We start from the raw sequence: 17,333 nt of genomic DNA, 5'->3' as shown, positions 1-17,333 counted from the left end.
CTCGGGAGCGGGTCAGGCGCGCCCGCCGGTGCGGGCATCCGGTGGTGATACCCGCACCGGGCGTGGTCGTGGCAGGCTTGCCCCGTGTCCACGCTGCGCGATCTCGCCGAGGAGCACACCGGCCTGCGACCGGTCGACATCGACCACCTGCACCGGGTGGCCGGCGACTGGCAACTCCTCTCCGACCTGTCCTTCGCCGACCTGCTGCTCTGGGTACCGGTCAGCGACACCGACGGGTTCGTCTGTGTCGCCCAGGTGCGCCCGACGACCGCGCCGACCGCGTACCAGGACGACCAGGTGGGGCGGATCGTCGGCGGACCCGAGGTGGCGCACCTGGCCATCGCGTACACCCAGGGGCGGATCTGGCGGGAGGGCGACCCGGTCTGGTATGGCGACACCCCGGCCCGGCACGAGGCGATCCCGGTCCGGCTGCGCTCCGGCGACGGCGAGTCGGGCGAGGTGATCGCCGTGGTGGGCCGGGACACCAACCTCTCCACCGCGCGTACCCCGAGCCAGCTCGAACTGAACTACCTGACCACCGCCGACGACCTGGCCCAGATGCTCTCCGACGGCACGTTTCCGCCGGTACGCCACCCCGGCGAGACCACCACGGCACCCCGGGTCGGCGACGGGCTGGTCCGGCTGGACGCCAACGGCAAGGTCACCTACGCGAGCCCGAACGCGCAGTCCGCGTACCGGCGGCTCGGGTTCGCCTCGCACCTGGTCGGCGAGGACCTGGCGGCGCTGAACGGCCGGCTGGCCGCCGATCCGCTGGAGGGCACCGAGGCGGCCAACCGGGTGCTCGCCGCGCTGCGCGGCGAGGCGCCGCCGCGCCGGGAGATCGAGGCTCGGGGCGCGACCGTGCTGACCCGGGCCCTGCCGCTGATGCCCGCCGGGGTGCCGATCGGCGCGCTGGTGCTGGTCCGGGACATGACCGAGGTACGCCGCCGCGATCGCGCCCTGATCACCAAGGACGCCACCATCCGGGAGATCCACCACCGGGTGAAGAACAACCTCCAGACCGTCGCCGCGCTGCTCCGGCTCCAAGCCCGCCGGGTCGGCATCCCGGCCGCCCGGGCCGCGCTGGAGGAGTCGGTACGCCGGGTCGCCTCGATCGCCCTGGTGCACGAGACCCTCTCGATGTCCAGCGACGAGGCGGTCGAGTTCGACGGCATCGTGGACCGGGTGGCGGCGGCCGCCGCCGAGGTGGCCGCGACCGAGGTCCCGGTACGGGTACGCCGGCAGGGCAGCTTCGGTGTGCTGCCGGCGGAGATCGCCACCTCGCTGGTGATCGTGCTGAACGAGCTGCTGCTCAACGCGGTCGAGCACGCCTTCCCGGAGCAGGGCGAGAACGGGGCGGTGCCGCCGACCGCCGTCCTGGACGGGGTCGCCCTGGACATGCCCGCCCCGGACGGAGCCGCCCCGGCGGAACAGCGGCCGGCGGGCGCCGAGGAGAAGCCGGACCGGCCAGCCGAGCCGGCCGAGGTGGTCGTCTCGGCGCACCGGTTCCGCAAGCAACTGCACGTCACGGTCGCCGACAACGGCCGGGGCCTGCCGGAGGACTTCGACGCCGACCAGGGCAGCCGGCTCGGCCTCCAGATCGTCCGCGCGCTGGCCACCGGGGAGCTGCGCGGCACCATCGAGCTGCGCAACCGGGCCGGTGCCGGCACCGAAGCGCTGCTCGTGGTCCCACTGGCCCGATAAAGCAGCTGTGCGTATCTTCGACAGATCTTGACGACTTGTTGTCGTCCCAGGCGCAAGAAGTCGTCAAGATCTACTCGTGTACGTCGGGCTAGGCCGAGCGGCGGACCAGCAGGTCCACGGTGAGACCTCGCACCGTCCAGTGCCGGTTGATCCGGAAGGCGGCGCGCAGTGGGTCCGCTCGACCGGCGGGCATCGCGGCCAGCGAATCCGCCTGTGCTCCCCAGGAGAGCAGCCAGAGTCGGTCGACTGGGGCCAGGCACTCCGCCGGCCGGGTGCACTCGGTCGCCCAGAAGTCGGCCCGGCGGATCTGGTCCTGGGCCAGCAGGACGTCCCGGGGGCGGTCAGTCCGCAGGTAGTACGCGGTGGCCAGGTCGAGGAACGCCCAGCCGTCCCGAGGCGCGTACACGATGCCGTCACCCGGTCGCTGATGTGCGGCGATGATGCGTACCGCTGCCGGGTAGTCCACCGGGGCGGTGCGCGGCCACTCGTGTGTGCGCCGTAGCGCCGCCTGCTCGGGTGCGCCAAGCAGGCCGGCGACCAGCACGATCGTCAGCCCGGCGGCCGGCCGGAGCGGGGCCAGGGTCGCGGCGGCCAGCAGGCAGGCGAACGGGACCACGAAGAGCAGGTAGCGCGGTACGAAGAGTGGGGTGACCTGCCCGGCGACGAAGAGCAGCAGCCCCGGCAGCAGGACAGTCAGGCCGAGTACGACACCCCAGCGCCCGCGGGCAGCGACGGCGACGGCGGCGAGCCCGACCAGCAGCCCGCCGACCACCCCGGCCTGCACCACACTGCCGGGCAACCCGAGCAGGTCGCCGAACCCGGGGCGGCCCACCCAGTCGAGCTGCCGGCCCTGCTGGCTCCGGCCGAGCACGGCCAGCGGCACCAGCAGCAGCCCGGCGAGACCGACCGCGAGCAGCCCGCGCAGTCGTACCGGGTCACGTCGACCGAGCAGGACGGCGAACGCGTGCCCGGCGACCAGGCTGACCGCGAACAGGTTGGCCAGGCCCAGCCCGAGCACCGCCGCCGCGTAACCAACCCAGCGCGGCCACGTCGAACGCTCCACCGCCCGGCGCAGCAGCAGGGTTGCCAGCACCGCGAGCAGCGTCGCCAGGGCGTACGGGCGGGCCTCCTGGCCGTACCGGGAGGTGCTCGGCAGTATCGCGAAGAGCAGCCCGGCGAGCAGCCCGGCCCGGCGGCCGAAGAGCCGGGCGCCGAGCACGGTGGTCAGCGCGGCGGCCCCGGCCATGGCGAGCGCGGACGGCAGCCGCAGGGCGACGACGGAGTCTCCGGCCACCGCCAGCCAGCCGTGCATCAGCAGGTAGTACGGGCCGTTGACCGCGTCGATCGTGCCGATCAGCCGGAGCAGGTCGGGCAGCGGCCGGGAGGCGGCGCTCCAGGTCGCCAGCTCGTCGCGCCAGAGCGGGGCGCGGTCGAGCTGGACGGCGGTGACGAGCAGGGTGGCCAGGCCCGGCCAGAGCCAGATCGCCCGGCGGAACCGACCCGGCAGGACGATCCGGCGAACGGGTCGAGCCGAACCGCGATCTATGGCCGATGAGATGCCATCTGTCGCATTAGTTCCAATATTCGAAATCGTAGCGTGAAGCTGACCACAGCGGGTCCGCCAGGCGGGATCAGTGGTCGCGGCGGTGGTCCGGCCGATACGGATGTGGCAGCATGACGGGTATGACCGCCGCCGTGCGCCGCTTCGCGAGGCCGGGATTCACCTCCCGCCGCCACGTGGACTACGGCCGCGTTCGCAGCGCGATCTGTCCGGCCCACTGACGCCGCCCGGACCTGTTCCGTCCCGGGCGTGCAGTGCGCCGGCTTCCCCGACACCGTCGTTTCCGACACCGTCGTCTCCGGTCCGCCCTGGGCCGAGGCCGTCGCCCTGCGCGTCCACCGAGTCACACCGAACAACGGAGGACGCCGCGATGGCGGTCAGCGACACCCCGTCCCGACCCGGCGCCACCAGCGCACCGGCGGGCAGCAGCGCACGCGCGGCCCGACCGGCCCGTCGTCCGCGAGGCGAGGGGCAGTGGGCGCTCGGGCACCGGGAGCCGCTCAACCCCAACGAGCGGACCAAGAAGGACGACAACCCGCTGAACGTACGGGCCCGGATCGAGAACATCTACGCGCACCGGGGCTTCGCCTCGATCGACCCGCAGGACCTGCGCGGGCGGTTCCGCTGGTGGGGGCTCTACACCCAGCGCAAGGCCGGCATCGACGGCGGCCGGACCGCCGTGCTGGAGCCGCACGAGCTGGAAGACGAGTACTTCATGCTCCGGGTCCGGATCGACGGCGGCCAGCTCAACCTGGAGCAGCTCCGGACGATCGCCGAGGTCTCCCAGAGGTACGCCCGGGACAGCGCCGACATCACCGACCGGCAGAACATCCAGCTGCACTGGATCCGGGTCGAGGACATGCCGGAGATCTGGCGCCGGCTGGAGGCGGTCGGCCTGCAGACCACCGAGGCGTGCGGCGACTGCCCCCGGGTGGTGCTCGGCAGCCCGGTCGCCGGCATCGCCGAGGCGGAGCTGCTCGACCCGACCCCCGCGATCGACGAGATCGTCCGGCGCTACGTCGGCGACCCGCAATACTCCAACCTGCCGCGCAAGTTCAAGTCCTCGATCTCCTGGCTGGCCGACACGCCGTACGAGGTCAACGACATCTCCTTCCTCGGCGTCGAGCACCCCGAGCACGGCCCCGGCTTCGACCTCTGGGTCGGTGGCGGGCTGAGCACCAACCCGATGCTGGCGCAGCGGCTCGGCGTCTGGGTGCCGCTGGACGAGGTGCCGGACGTCTGGGCCGGGGTGGTCGGGATCTTCCGCGACTACGGCTACCGCCGGCTGCGGCACCGCGCCCGGCTCAAGTTCCTGGTCGCCGACTGGGGCGTGGCCAAGTTCCGCGAGGTGCTGGAGAAGGAATACCTGGGCCGCAGCCTGCTCGACGGGCCGGCGCCGGAACTGCCGGCCAAGCCGATCGACCACATCGGAGTGCACCGGCAGCGGGACGGGCGCCACTACGTCGGCGCCGCCCCGGTGGTGGGGCGGATCTCCGGCACCCAGCTCGCCGAGCTGGCCGACGCCGCCGCCGAGCACGGCAGCGGCCGGGTGAGCCTCACCCCGTACCAGAAACTCCTGGTGCTGGACGTGCCGGCCGAGCGGACCGACTCGCTGGTCGCGGCGCTGCGCCGGATCGGCCTGGAGGCGTTCCCGTCGGTCTGGCGGCGCGACACCATGGCCTGCACCGGCCTCGAATACTGCAAGCTCGCCATCGTCGAGACCAAGGCCCGGGGCCAGGAACTGGTGGCCCGGTTGGAGGAGCGGCTCGCCGGCGCCGACCTCGGCGAGGGGCTGAGCATCCACCTCAACGGCTGCCCGAACGCCTGCGCCCGGACCCAGACCGCCGACATCGGCCTCAAGGGCCAGCTCGTGGTCGGGCCCGACGGGCGCCAGGTCGAGGGCTTCCAGGTGCACCTCGGCGGCGGCCTGGGCATGGCCCAGGGCCAGTCCGCCGGCTTCGGCCGCAAGCTGCGCGGCCTGAAGACCACTGCGGCGGAGCTTCCGGAGTACGTCGAGCGGCTCACCCGCCGCTACCTGGACGGTCGCACCGAGGGCGAGAGCTTCGCGAACTGGGTCGTGCGAGTCGACGAGGAGGAACTGCGATGAGTGGGGATACCCGAGCCGCACCCCTCTACTGCCCGTACTGCGGCGAGGAGGACCTGCGACCCAACGAGGCGTCGCACGGTGCCTGGGAGTGCCGGGCCTGCGCCCGGGTCTTCACGGTGAAGTTCACCGGCCTGCTCGCCACCGCGCTTTCGACCGAAGGAGAGCACCGATGAGCCCGGTTGCCGCGGCCAACCTCGGGTTGGTCAAGCTCGGTCCCGACGTGCCGGCCTCCCCGTCCCGGCGGGACCCGGCGGAGCTGCGGGCGCTGGCCGAGGAGGCGAACCGCGAACTGGACGGCGCACCGGCCCAGGAGATCGTCCGCTGGGCGGTCGGCGAGTTCGGCGACCGGTTCTGCGTCACCAGCTCGATGGCCGACGCCGTGCTGGCGCACGTGGTCTCCCGGGTGGCGCCCGGGGTGGACGTGGTCTTCCTGGACACCGGCCTGCACTTCCCGGAGACCCTTCGGGTACGCGACGCCGTGGCCCGTACCCTGCCGGTCAACGTACGCTCCGTCCGGCCCCGGCAGACCGTCGGCCAGCAGGACGGCGAGTACGGTCCCCGGCTCTTCTCCCGGGCACCCGACGAGTGCTGCGCGCTGCGCAAGGTGGAGCCGCTGGAGCGGGCTCTGGCCGACTACGACGCCTGGGCGGCCGGGCTGCGCCGGGACGAGTCGCCGACCCGGGCCAATACCCCGGTGGTGGGCTTCGACCCGCGACGCGGCAAGGTCAAGGTGAACCCGATCGCCGCCTGGAGCCAGGCCGACGTCGACGCCTACATCTCCCGGTGGAACGTGCCGGTCAACGAGCTGTTCCGGCAGGGCTACACCTCGATCGGCTGCTGGCCCTGCACCCGGCGGACCAAGGCGGGCGAGGATCCCCGGGCCGGCCGCTGGGCCATGTTCGAGAAGACCGAGTGCGGCCTGCACGTGTGACCGCCGAGGCCGCCGGAGCACCGGTGGCCGGGTCCGCCGCGACCGCCGCCGGAGTACCGGTGGCCGGGTCGGCCCCGGCCCCGGTCGTGCTGGTGGCACATGGCAGTGGCGATCCCCGGGCCGCCCGAGCCACCGAGGCGCTGACCCGGGCGGTGGCGGCGGCCCGGCCCGGTCTGCTGGTCCGGGCCAGCTATCTCGACCACGGCCCACCCCGACCCGGTGCGGTACTGGCCGAGCTGGAGGCGGCCGGGCACCGGCGGGCCGTACTGGTGCCGCTGCTGTTGACGGCCGCGTACCACGGCCGGGTCGACATCCCCGGTGCTGTCGAGGCGGCCCGGGAGGCGGGGCTGCGCATGCCGGTGCGTACCGCCGAGGTGCTCGGCCCGACCGCGCGGGGGGTCGACCCACGGCTGCTCGCCGGGCTGCTGCGCCGGCTCACCGAGGCCGTCGACCCGGGATACCCGGACGGCGTCGTCGACGCGTCCGCGCTCCGGGAGGGCGGGGTCGACGGCGTGGTGCTGGCTGCCGCCGGTACCCGGGACGCCGCCGCCCGGGACACCGTCGGAGAGGTGGCCGAGGCGCTCGGTCGCGTGACGGGGCTACCGACCCGGGTCGGCTACGCCTCCGCGGCCCCACCGACGGCCGGTACGGCGGTCTGCGCGCTCCGCGAGGCCGGCGCCCGACGGGTGGCGGTGGCCACGTACTTCCTGGCTCCGGGCCGGCTCTGCGAGACGGCCCTGGCATCGGCTCGGGAGGCCGGTGCGGTGCTCCTGGCCGCCCCGCTGGGCGACGCACCGGAACTCGTCCAGCTCGTGCTCGGGCGGCTGGACGCGGCGCTGGCCGCTGACCCTCGGTAACCGTCGCCGCTGTTGCGTGGCGACCTCGGGCGAGTGACGCAGAGTAGTTGCCCGCCGCAACGTACCGTAGTCGTCGGCGGCCGGCGCTGCCGTCCGGCGCGGCACGGGGTCCCGGCGGTGTTCCGACCGGCCGGCCCCGGCGCCGGTAATCGTCGTCGGAATCGCGGTCGACGGATGGGAATCGCCTTCGGATTCGGCGTCGGCGAATTGATCAGCGGAATGTCGTCGATCCACTATCCATCGTCACGACAACAGCAGAACGCGTTCCAGGAACAACAGAACGTGTTAACGCCGAACAGCAGAACGCCCCGGGGAACGAGCCCCAGGGCGTCCGATGCGTAGTGCGGTCGGTCAGGCAGAGTGAGCGCGCAGGACCCGAAGGCCGCCACGGCGCTTGACGGCGCGCCGCTCCTCTTCGCTCATTCCGCCCCAGACTCCGGCGTCCTGACCGGATTCGAGCGCCCACTGCAGGCACTCGTCGGTCACGGAGCAACGCCGGCAGACGGCCTTGGCCTGCTCGACCTGCAGGACGGCCGGACCGGACGTTCCGATCGGAAAGAACAGCTCCGGGTCTTCGTCGCGGCAGGCAGCATGGTGGCGCCAGTCCATGGCGGCAACACTCCTCAATCTGGGTGGGCGGCAGTGCTTCGTGGATCTTTCCTATATGCGTCCGCGGTGTCGATCGCGACGGTGTGGAACCCATCGGTTCGGCAGCGCGAGAGCAGGCTTTGTGTTGTGGGACCCGCGGGGCGGCGGTCGTTGGTCGAACGCGCCCACGCAATGTCCCGGTAACTCAAGTTCGCTTGTGAATACTTTCACGAACTCCCGCGATGTCAAGGGTAGCGCCCGGAAAAACTCTGGGCAGGTGAGACAGGTCACGGCCCATATGTCCGGATTTCCGCCCTCGCCGGCACCCGGTGCGCCACAGCCGAGAATCAATATAGTACAGTCCGCCCGACATTGCTGGCATTTCCGGCACCGCCCTCGTTGGAGGCTTCAGAGGTTCGCTACCGGTCGCAGTACCCCAGGCTCAGCAGATTACTCGCAGTGCCGCCGGGACGGACGTGAATCGGACTTTGTTTCGCTCGCCGAGGTAGTCGCCGTCTAGCTGGAACGCCTGGGGCTGCTCCGCGACCAGGGTGAACTCCTCCAGGTCGTGCAGCCGCAGGATCTGCCGGCCACGCGGATCCGGCCGCCGGGACAGGCTCTGGGTCACCATCCGGGTGGTGCTCGGTACCCGCAGCCGACGCAGCGCCAACACGTCCAGGCCCAGGTCGAACGAGGCGTCCGGATTCGGGTTGACCTCGCGGTCCCCGACGTACGTCCAGGGTGCGGTGTTCTGGATGACCACGGTGGCCAGCTCACCCTCGGTGATCTCGCCCGGCTGCTCCAGCCGGATCGCCGGGTGCCGCCGCTCCGCCCCGACGAGGTACTGGCTGACGATCGAGCGCAGGTACAGGCTCGGGGTGGAGACCCGGCCCCGCCGGCGGGCCCGCTCCACCCGGTGGATCACCGCCGCGTCCATGCCCAGCCCCGCGCAGAAGGTGAAGTACCGGTCGTCGGCGAGACCGAGACCGATGGTGCGGACCCGCCCCACCCGCAGCGCCTCCAGGATCACGCTGGTCGCCTCCGGCCACTCCCGGGGCAGCCCCAACGCCCGGGCGAAGACGTTGGTCGAGCCACCCGGTACGGCCGCGAGCGCGGGGAGTTGCCCGGCCGGTGGCCGGTCGTCGGCGGCGTGCGAGGGCCCGGCGGTCATCAGGCCGTTGACCACCTCGTTGACGGTGCCGTCGCCACCGAGCGTCACGACCAGCTCGACGCCCTGCCGGGCGGCCTCCCGGGCCAGCGTGACCGCGTGCCCGCGCCGCCGGGTGTACTCGACGGTGAGGTCCACCTCGCTGCGGAGCGCGCGGACGAGAACGTCCCGGCCCCGGCCCGTCGTGGTGGTGGCCTTGGGATTGACCACCAGGATGGCCCGCATGGGCGGCACTGTACCGCGAGCCGCCGGGGTATCGTGGCGGCCGTGACGAGGGACCCCGAACCGGCACCCGGCCCGCTGCGCTGGGCCGTGTGGCTGCTGCGCGCCGAGGGGGTCGGGCTGGCCCTGTTGACGCTCTTCCTGATCTACGAGCTGTTCACCGCTACCGCGACCGACCTGCTCTCCGCGCTCCTGGTCACTCTCTTCGCGGCGGGCGGCGCGGTGCTGCTCTGGGTGATCGGCACCGCGCTGGATCGGCGCCGACCGGCCGCCCGGGCACCGGCGATCGTGTTGCAGCTCATGTTGCTGCCGGTCGGCTACTTCATGATCCTGGGCGGGCTGGCCTGGCTGGGCGGGCCGCTGATCGCGCTCGGTCTGCTGGTCGTCGGCCTGCTGATCAGCACCGCCACCAACCGGGCGCTCGGCTTCGACACCGAACGGGCCTGACCGGGAGACCCGAACCGACCGGGTTCAGACCTCGGCGGCGCGTCGGGTCAGCAGCGTGATGGTGGCCCGGTCGCCGGTCGCGACCGCCCTGGCGGAGGTGGTCAGCGCGGTCAGCACCTTCCAGGCGAACGACGACTCCGCCGGCAGCCGCGCTCCCCGGGCGGTGGGCACCGAGACCTCGACGGTGAGCGCGTCGTCGGTGACCGAGAAGCGGCAGTCCAACTCGGCGTCCCGGGTGGTGACGGCGAGCAGCATGGCGCACGCCTCGTCGACGGCGATGCGCAGATCCTCGATCTCGTCGAGGGCGAAGTGCAGGCGGGCGGCGAGGCCGGCGGTCGCGGTCCGTAGTACCCCGAGGAAACCACCGTCGGCGGGCACGGTGAGCAGGACGACGTCGTCGCCGGTCGTCGGCGGTGTGCTCAGCGAAGTCACCAGGCCAGTCCCCCCGTCTCGGACTCTACCGGGCCGTCGCGCCGACGTGCCGGCCGGATCCGTGGATCCAGCCGGCACGTCGCCGGCACCGTCCCGCCGGGCCGGTGGCCGGCGGGGTGGTGGTACTCACGCCTGCTTGGTCTCCCAGAAGATCTTCGCGATCTCGTCGATCTTCTGCAGCAGCTCGTCGGCCTTGGACCCGTCGGTCGTGGCCTTGGTGCCCCCGCCGCCACCGGCGAGCTTGGTGGCCTCGTTGAACAGCTGGTGCAACTGCGGGTACTTCTCGAAGTGCGGGGGCTTGAAGTAGTCGGTCCAGAGCACCCACAGGTGGTGCTTGACCAGCTCGGAGCGCTGCTCCTTGATGATCAGCGCCCGGGTGCGGAACTCGGGGTCGGTGTTCGCCGCGTACTTCTCGTCGATCGCCTTGATCGACTCGGCCTCGATCCGGGCCTGCGCCGGGTCGTAGACGCCGCAGGGCAGGTCGCAGTGGGCGTGCGCGACAGTTCGTGGTGTAAGGATGCGTGGAAGTCGCATGGGACCCTCCAAGGCACGTCTGTGATGATCCAGGATGACAGTACTCCTGCGATATGTCCCCGAAGGGGTGGAGGTGAAACTCGGTGTCCACCAGCCCCTCCACCGGCCCTTCCGCGACCGGTGGCCGCTCCGGCGCGCCGGTGTTCGCCGTACTCGTGGTCGGGCCGTCGATGGTGCCGACGCTGCGGCACGGCGACGCGCTGCTGGTCCGGCGTGGCGGTCGCGCCGTCCGGCCCGGTGACGTGGTGGTCGGCGTCTTCCGCACCCGCCCGGACCTGCTGGTGGTCAAACGCGCGGTACGCCCGCTCGACGGTGGCTGGGAGCTGCACGGCGACAACCCGCTGGTGACCGACGACTCCCGGGCGTACGGCGTGGCCGACGTCCTGGGCCGGGTGGTGGCGCGCTACTGGCCGCGCCCGAAGTGGTTCTATTACCGCTCGGTATGACCCTGCGGGGCAACCGTCGTCCCGAACGCCACTATGCTCTGTAGTCCATACCCGGGTGACCCCCGCACCGCTGCCGGCGATCGCCGATCTCGCGTCCAGCCGGCCGCCTCTCGAATGGAATGCATCGTCGCGATCCTTGGAGTCACCATGTCATCCGCCGCCGCCGTGGACCCGTCCGATCCCGCCTTCCAACTGCACCGGGGCGGCAAGCTGGCGGTCGCCTCGACCGTGCCGCTGGCCACGCGGGAGGACCTCTCCCTCGCGTACACCCCGGGGGTGGCCCGGGTCTGCGAGGCGATCGCCGCCGACCCCGCCCTGGCCGACGACTACACCTGGGTCTCCCGCACCGTCGCGGTGGTCACCGACGGCTCGGCCGTGCTGGGGCTGGGCAACATCGGGCCGCGTGCGGCGATGCCGGTGATGGAGGGCAAGGCGGTGCTCTTCAAGCAGTTCGGCGGGGTGGACGCCGTGCCGATCTGTCTGGACACCCAGGACGTCGACGAGATCGTCGCGGTGGTGACGGCGCTGGCTCCGTCGTTCGGCGGCATCAACCTGGAGGACATCAGCGCGCCCCGGTGCTTCGAGATCGAGCGCCGGCTGGACGAGGCGCTGCCGATCCCCGTCTTCCACGACGACCAGCACGGCACCGCCGTCGTGGTGCTCGCCGCGCTGCGTAACGCCACGACGCTGCTCAACCGCAAGCTCGGCGACCTGCGGGTGGTGGTCAGCGGTGCCGGTGCGGCCGGCGTCGCGGTGACCAAGATGCTGGCGGCCGGCGGGGTGAACCCGGCCGAGGTGGTGGTCTGCGACTCCCGGGGCATCCTGCACGGCGACCGGCCGGACCTGACCCCGTCAAAGGCCGAGCTGGCCGAGCTGACCAACGCCGCCGGCCGGGTCGGCGGGATCACCGAGGCGTTGCGCGACGCCGACGTGCTGATCGGGGTCTCAGGTGGACAGATCCCCGAGGACGCGGTGGCGGGGATGGCGCCGGGCGGTGCCGTCTTCGCGCTGGCCAACCCGACGCCCGAGGTGCACCCCGAGGTGGCCGCCCGGTACGCGGCCGTGGTGGCGACCGGCCGCAGCGACTATCCGAACCAGATCAACAACGTGCTCGCCTTCCCGGGCATCTTCCAGGGCGCGCTGGCGGCTCGGGCGACCCGGATCACCGAGGGCATGAAGGTGGCGGCGGCGGACGCGATCGCCGCCGTCGCGGTCGAGGCGGCCTGGTCGGACGGGACGCACCAGGCCGGCTCCGAGGCCGGACAGCTCCGGGTCGACGCCATCGTGCCCTCGCCGCTCGACCCCCGGGTCGCGCCGGCGGTGGCCGAAGCGGTGGCGGAGGCGGCCCGTCGCGACGGCGTGGCCCGGGCCTGACGGGGCGACGCCGGGGGTCGGTGTCCTGCGCCGGGCCGGTGGTTCGGCGGAGAGCGGCGGTTATCGACCGGGTGTAACGTGTCGATCATGCGTGCCGCCTACGCCTCGACGTTCGATGCCGACGATCCGCTCGCCGCGTTGGTCGTCGGGGATCGGCCCGAGCCGGCCCATCCGGAGCCGGACTGGGTGACGGTGGAGGTGCGGGCCAGCTCGCTCAACCACCACGACGTCTGGTCGCTGCGCGGGGTCGGGCTGGCGGCCGACCGGCTGCCGATGATCCTCGGCTGCGACGCCGCGGGTGTCGACCCGGGCGGCAACGACGTCGTGATCTACCCGGTGATCCCGGATCCGGCCGACCCCCGTGGGCTGTCGCTGCTCTCCGAGCGGCATCCCGGCACGCTCGCCGAGCGGGTCGCGGTGCCCCGCGCCAACCTGGTGCCCAAGCCGTCCGGGCTCTCCTTCGCCGAGGCGGCCTGCCTGCCCACGGCCTGGCTGACCGCGTACCGGATGCTCACCACCCGGGGACGGGTGGACGCCGGGGAGTCGGTGCTGGTGCAGGGGGCCGGCGGCGGCGTGGCGACCGCCGCCGTGATGCTCGCGGTGGCGCTCGGCAAGCGGGTGTACGCGACCAGCCGTCACCCGGGCAAGCGGGAGCGGATCGCCGCGCTGGGCGCGACCGCGCTGGAGCCGGGGGCCCGGTTGCCGGAGCGGGTGGACGTGGTGATCGAGACGGTTGGCGCCGCGACCTTCGACCATTCGCTGAAGTCGGCCGCCCCGGGCGCCCGGATCGTCGTCTCCGGCGCGACGGCGGGGTACGAGCCGCCGGTGAACCTCCGCCGGGTCTTCGCGATGCAGTTGGAGATCCTCGGCTCGACCATGGGCACTCCGGCGGAGCTGGCCGAACTGCTCGGGCTGCTGGTGCGGCGGGGGATCCGGCCGGTGATCGACGGGACGTACCCGTTCGCCGAGGCCCGTACGGCCTTCGCCCGGCTGCTCTCCGGGGACGTCTTCGGCAAGGTGGTGCTGGAGCACACCGCGTAGCGGGGCGACCGGTGCCCGCCCTGAGCTGGCGTGATCACGACTCGAACACGCGCGGTGACAGGATTTGAAAATCCGGACGTTTTGCCCGCGCCCAAAACGGACAGCCGGGCAGGATAAGTCCAACGCAATGCACCGGAAAGTCGGGGTAAAGCCTGACTTTAGGAAAAATAAAGGTTGGGTTTTCGCCCTTTCCTTCGCGTCTCCGTCCGCTTGGGGTCGGCGGGTACAGTCGTCCCGTTCCGCCCCTCTGATCGCGGACGAATCTGTACGGCGAAGGAGTCGGATCTTGATGAGTTTCTCTGTGGCGGGTCAGCACAATCGGCAAAGACCGCCATCCCGTCGCGTCCCTGGGCGCGGCTGGCGTACCCCGCGATCTCTGGTGGTGGGTTCGGCCACGTTGGGGATCATCCTCGCCGGGATCGGCGTGGCCGTCGCCAGCAGTGGCGACGGGTCGATGACCATTACCCGGGACGGGACCATGCTGGACGGCCGCAAGATCAATGGGTACGTGCACATCAAGGCGGACAACGTCACGATCAGAAATAGCACGATCAAGTACGGCGGAGCGCACGCCGTACGGATTTTCGACGGCTTCACCGGGGCGCTGGTCGAGAACACCAGAATCCAGTGCACCCGGCCCGAGACGAATGGCCTCGTCTTCGGCAACTACACGGCCCGCAAGGTGCGCGTCTCCGGATGCAAGAACGGTTTCATGCACTCGCCGGAAGCGCCCGCGACGATCATAATGTCGACCTGGAACGGGAAGCCGGTCGCCGCCGGTGACCTGCCGTCGGCCGCCCGTCCGGAGCCGACCCCCGACCCCACGACCCCGGCGCCCGAGGACTCACCGGACGAGCCGGATCCGGCCGCCGCGGCGACCATGACCAGGGCGCCGGCCAGCCGGGCACCCTCCTCCTTCCCGGGCCCCGACAACACCGGTGTGCCGGCCGGTACCAAACTCCGGGCGTCGGGTTCGATCAAGGTCACCCAGGACGGTCAGGTGCTCAGCGGGCTGAACATCACCGGCTGCGTGACCGTCACCGCCAAGAACGTCGTCATCCGGAAATCCCGGATCACCTGTGATGGGATCTATTCGATTCGTACGATCGACGCCGTCAACCTGCTGGTGGAGGACGTCGAGATCAATGGCAAGGGAAAGAACTCGGCAGCGGTCTGTTGTGGCGAATACACGCTGCGCCGGGTCGACATCAGCAACGTCATCGACGGGCCCCGGCTCGGCAGTGACGTGGTTGTCGAGGATTCCTGGATCCACCATCTGACCCGCGGGCCCGGATCGCACAACGACACGCTCCAGACCACCGGTGCCTCGAATATCGTGGTCCGGGGCAATACGCTGGAGGCGTACAACCCGGTGACCAGAGATCCGTTCAACGCCTGCCTCATGATCGGATCGACCACCGGGCCGATCGTCTCGAATCTCGTCTTCGAGGGCAATTACTGTAACGGTGGAAACTATTCCATCGGTGTGCGTACCGATCTCAATGCCGCCAACATCCGATTGAGCGGCAATGTCTTCGGGCGAAACTACCGATATGGCGTGATAGCCCGACCCGACCAGCGCGGCATCAGTTGGGATCGGGCGACCAACCTCTACGCGGACAACCGGAGGCCGGTGGTGGGCTAGCCCCATCCCTCGCGGGTGCGGCCGGTCGGGCCAGGACCGGCCGCGCCCGGCCGGCGGTAGCGGGCACTCGGGACGAGTTCAGAGCCGCTCGTCGAGGGTGGCCAGCCCGCCCTGGGCCGCCTGGGTCGGCAGCCGCCGCAGCGCCCGACCGTCGCCGTAGAGGGTCCAGCGGAGGAACTCGATGGTGGTGCCGGCGACCACGTCGAGGGCCTGCTCGTCGCTGCCGAGCAGCGCGCCGACGTGGTCGCCGTCCGGCAGCGTCAGCATCGCCTTGGGCCAGGGGACCCGGTCGTACGCCGCCTTGCCGGCCCGGTACGACACCACGTCGTCGCGCTGCCCGTGCACGAAGAGCTGGGGCGCGGCCGTCCCAGTGAACGCGGTGCCGACGCCGAGAGCGGTGCCGGCGAGCACGATCCCGGCGTCGAGCCGGACGTCCCGCCCCGCCGTGAAGAGCCCGATGGTGGTGACGCCGCCCGCCGAGTGCCCGGCCGCGGCCACCCGGTCGACGGCGAGATGGCTACGCAGCGGGTCACCGGCCTCGCCGTCCAGCGCCAGCACCCGGGTCAGCACGTACGACGCGTCGGCCGGCTGGTTGACCACGTCGAGCACCTGGAGTTCGGACGCGCCCCGACTCGTGTGCGGATAGGCCGGCGCCACCACCACGAAGCCCGCCGCCGACCAGCGCACCAGCAGCGTCCGGTAGTCCGACGGCCGGCCGGTCAGGCCGTGGCTGAACAGCACCACCGGAAACCGTCCGTCAGCGACCCGGGCACCCCGGTCCGGGGAGCCGCCCGGCGCGCCGTCGGCCGGATACCAGACGGTGACCGGGAGCCTGCGGTCACCGCCCCGGTTGTAGCTCAGCTCCCGTACGCCGACCGCGAATCGACGGTTCGGTGCGGCGCCGACCAGCGGCGGGCTGGCCGGGGCGGTGACGCCCGGAGTCGGGCTTCCCGGCGGAGCGGGCCGTTCGGCGACCGGGCGACCGGAGCCGGCGGAGCAGCCGGCCAGGGTCGCGGCCAGAGCCGTGCTGACGGTCGCGGTGGCGAGCGCGGCACGGAGGGGATGTCGGGGCATGACATCGATTCTGCCTCGCCCGCCGACCGGTCGAGCGGTCCTCGGCCGGCGGCGCCAGGGTCGTCCACCGCCCCGGTGTACGCGGTGAGCCGCTGCAACCACCCTGCGGACCGCCGTGGCTGCCGTGGCCGCCGGGGACGCCGGGGCGGGTGTGCCGTGCTGTTCGGGTCGGGAAGGGTTCGCCTCAGTCGAGACGGTCGGCGAAGACGGTGGTGCCGGGTGCGGCGGCGCCGGTCGGGAGGTCACGCCGGGCCCGGGCGTCGCCGTAGAGCGTCCAGCGCAGGAACTCCGTCGTCGCGGTCAGGGTCTGGGTGAAGCCGCGCCGGCCCGGGACGAGGTATTCACCGTGTCCCTGGCCGCGTACCGTGAGGAACGCCTTGGGCCACGGCACCCGGCGGAAGGCGTCCCGACCCCGGGTCACGGGTACGACGCGGTCGGCGTCGCCGTGCACGAAGAGCAGCGGTGCCGGCGGCCCGCCGAAGGTGGCTCCGGGCATCCCGGCGCCGCCGATCACGATGCCGCCGCGCAGCCACTCCGAGTGCCCCGGCGCGAACAGCCCGGCGGTGGTGTAGCCACCGGCGGAGTGTCCCACCGCGCCGATCCGGGTCACCGCCAGATGACCGGAGAACCGGTCGCCGGAGACCTGATCGAGCCGGCTGACGTACTGGATCACCCGCCAGGCGTCACCCGGCTGCCGGCGGATGTCGTTGCGGTCGAACCGGCGCGCCGCGCGTTTGGTGTGCGGATAGGCCGGGGCGGCGACCACGAAGCCGGCCGAGGCCCACCGGGTGGTCAGCGGGGCGTGCAGCTCGGGCAGGCTGTGCAGGCCGTGGCTGAACAGCACGATCGGAAACCGGCCGGCCGCGACCGGGGCGTCCCGGCGGGGCACCGTCGGCTTGGCCGCGGGACTGGCGGGCCGGTCGTCCCGGGCCGGGTACCAGACGGTGATCGGGAGCGGGCGGGCGGTGCCGCGACCGAGATCGAGCGTACGCACGCCGACCGCGTACGTCCGATTCGGGGCTGAACCGGGCATTGCCGCGGGAGCCGGAGCGGCGACCACCCACCCGCTGGCGGTGAGCGCGATCGGCAGTAACAGGGCGAAGAGCCCCGCGACCTTGGGGTTCACGCGCACAGCATCGACGCTAGACGGCGGAACGCCGTACGAGGCCAGCTTTCCGGTCCTCGTACGGCGGCCACCCGGA

Annotated in this window: 17 protein-coding genes; 10 read left to right on the top strand and 7 right to left on the bottom strand. The window is 72.2% G+C overall.

Features of this window, described 5'->3' with window-relative positions; all coding sequences use genetic code 11:
• Window positions 1-84: 84 nt before the first annotated feature.
• Window positions 85-1,704 carry a histidine kinase N-terminal domain-containing protein gene (locus AAH979_RS30990; RefSeq protein WP_346261677.1) on the top strand — a complete coding sequence of 540 codons (1,620 nt, stop codon included), beginning with the start codon at window positions 85-87 and terminating at the stop codon, window positions 1,702-1,704.
• A gap of 88 nt (window positions 1,705-1,792) precedes the next feature.
• Here the strand turns inward: AAH979_RS30990 and AAH979_RS30985 are convergent, their stop codons facing one another.
• Window positions 1,793-3,187 (bottom strand): glycosyltransferase family 39 protein, encoded by a 1,395-nt coding sequence (locus tag AAH979_RS30985; RefSeq protein ID WP_346261709.1) that lies wholly within the window; start codon window positions 3,185-3,187, stop codon window positions 1,793-1,795.
• Window positions 3,188-3,635: 448 nt separating this feature from the next.
• On the opposite strand from AAH979_RS30985, the gene AAH979_RS30980 reads away from it, so the two are divergent.
• The 4 genes from AAH979_RS30980 to AAH979_RS30965 are packed head-to-tail and all read left to right on the top strand — an operon-like array spanning window position 3,636 to window position 7,160.
• Window positions 3,636-5,372 (top strand): nitrite/sulfite reductase, encoded by a 1,737-nt coding sequence (locus tag AAH979_RS30980; protein WP_346261676.1) that lies wholly within the window; start codon window positions 3,636-3,638, stop codon window positions 5,370-5,372.
• Window positions 5,369-5,545: a hypothetical protein gene (locus AAH979_RS30975; protein WP_346261675.1), complete on the top strand. Its 177-nt coding sequence runs from the start codon at window positions 5,369-5,371 to the stop codon at window positions 5,543-5,545. The genes AAH979_RS30980 and AAH979_RS30975 overlap by 4 nt, the downstream gene beginning before the upstream one ends.
• Window positions 5,542-6,303 (top strand): phosphoadenylyl-sulfate reductase, encoded by a 762-nt coding sequence (locus tag AAH979_RS30970; protein ID WP_346261674.1) that lies wholly within the window; start codon window positions 5,542-5,544, stop codon window positions 6,301-6,303. Before AAH979_RS30975 ends, AAH979_RS30970 begins: the two co-directional genes overlap by 4 nt.
• Window positions 6,304-6,362: 59 nt before the next feature.
• Window positions 6,363-7,160, top strand: coding sequence for a CbiX/SirB N-terminal domain-containing protein (locus tag AAH979_RS30965; RefSeq protein ID WP_346261708.1), 798 nt, complete (start codon window positions 6,363-6,365; stop codon window positions 7,158-7,160).
• A gap of 351 nt (window positions 7,161-7,511) precedes the next feature.
• Here AAH979_RS30965 and AAH979_RS30960 read toward each other — a convergent pair whose 3' ends face one another.
• The gene (locus AAH979_RS30960) at window positions 7,512-7,769 is read right to left on the bottom strand and encodes a WhiB family transcriptional regulator (RefSeq protein WP_130464821.1); all 258 of its coding nucleotides are present in this window, start codon (window positions 7,767-7,769) and stop codon (window positions 7,512-7,514) included.
• A 421-nt stretch (window positions 7,770-8,190) separates the two neighbouring features.
• Window positions 8,191-9,141: a diacylglycerol kinase family protein gene (locus tag AAH979_RS30955; protein ID WP_346261673.1), complete on the bottom strand. Its 951-nt coding sequence runs from the start codon at window positions 9,139-9,141 to the stop codon at window positions 8,191-8,193.
• A 42-nt stretch (window positions 9,142-9,183) separates the two neighbouring features.
• Between AAH979_RS30955 and AAH979_RS30950 the strand changes: the two genes are divergently transcribed.
• Entirely contained in the window at window positions 9,184-9,585 is a 402-nt protein-coding gene (locus AAH979_RS30950) for a hypothetical protein (RefSeq protein WP_346261672.1), read from the top strand.
• 24 nt (window positions 9,586-9,609) lie between these two features.
• On the opposite strand, the gene AAH979_RS30945 is transcribed toward AAH979_RS30950, so the two are convergent.
• Window positions 9,610-10,017, bottom strand: coding sequence for an anti-sigma regulatory factor (locus tag AAH979_RS30945; protein ID WP_346261671.1), 408 nt, complete (start codon window positions 10,015-10,017; stop codon window positions 9,610-9,612).
• A 126-nt stretch (window positions 10,018-10,143) separates the two neighbouring features.
• A complete protein-coding gene (sodN, locus tag AAH979_RS30940) occupies window positions 10,144-10,551 on the bottom strand; it encodes a superoxide dismutase, Ni (protein ID WP_318402676.1) in 408 nt (135 codons plus the stop codon).
• Between the two features lie 170 nt (window positions 10,552-10,721).
• Here sodN and AAH979_RS30935 point away from each other — a divergent pair, with 170 nt between their 5' ends.
• The 4 genes from AAH979_RS30935 to AAH979_RS30920 all read left to right on the top strand — a co-directional run bounded on the left by AAH979_RS30935 (window position 10,722) and on the right by AAH979_RS30920 (window position 15,057).
• Complete coding sequence (locus tag AAH979_RS30935; protein WP_346261707.1) at window positions 10,722-10,997, top strand: S24/S26 family peptidase; 276 nt, start codon at window positions 10,722-10,724, stop codon at window positions 10,995-10,997.
• A gap of 147 nt (window positions 10,998-11,144) precedes the next feature.
• Entirely contained in the window at window positions 11,145-12,371 is a 1,227-nt protein-coding gene (locus tag AAH979_RS30930) for an NADP-dependent malic enzyme (RefSeq protein WP_346261670.1), read from the top strand.
• A 78-nt stretch (window positions 12,372-12,449) separates the two neighbouring features.
• Complete coding sequence (locus tag AAH979_RS30925) at window positions 12,450-13,412, top strand: zinc-binding dehydrogenase (RefSeq protein WP_346261669.1); 963 nt, start codon at window positions 12,450-12,452, stop codon at window positions 13,410-13,412.
• A gap of 397 nt (window positions 13,413-13,809) precedes the next feature.
• Window positions 13,810-15,057 carry a hypothetical protein gene (locus tag AAH979_RS30920; RefSeq protein WP_346261668.1) on the top strand — a complete coding sequence of 416 codons (1,248 nt, stop codon included), beginning with the start codon at window positions 13,810-13,812 and terminating at the stop codon, window positions 15,055-15,057.
• Window positions 15,058-15,135: 78 nt separating this feature from the next.
• Here AAH979_RS30920 and AAH979_RS30915 read toward each other — a convergent pair whose 3' ends face one another.
• Both AAH979_RS30915 and AAH979_RS30910 read right to left on the bottom strand, forming a co-directional pair.
• The gene (locus tag AAH979_RS30915) at window positions 15,136-16,131 is read right to left on the bottom strand and encodes a chlorophyllase (RefSeq protein WP_346261667.1); all 996 of its coding nucleotides are present in this window, start codon (window positions 16,129-16,131) and stop codon (window positions 15,136-15,138) included.
• Window positions 16,132-16,315: 184 nt separating this feature from the next.
• Window positions 16,316-17,263, bottom strand: a complete 948-nt coding sequence (locus AAH979_RS30910; protein WP_346261666.1) for an alpha/beta hydrolase — start codon at window positions 17,261-17,263, stop codon at window positions 16,316-16,318.
• Window positions 17,264-17,333 lie beyond the last annotated feature (70 nt).

It is taken from the genome of Plantactinospora sp. ZYX-F-223 (assembly GCF_039649625.1).
Classification (GTDB): Bacteria; Actinomycetota; Actinomycetes; order Mycobacteriales; family Micromonosporaceae; genus Plantactinospora.
The sequence above is the reverse complement of the archived record's forward strand: the minus strand, read 5'-3'. Positions and strand labels throughout refer to the sequence as shown.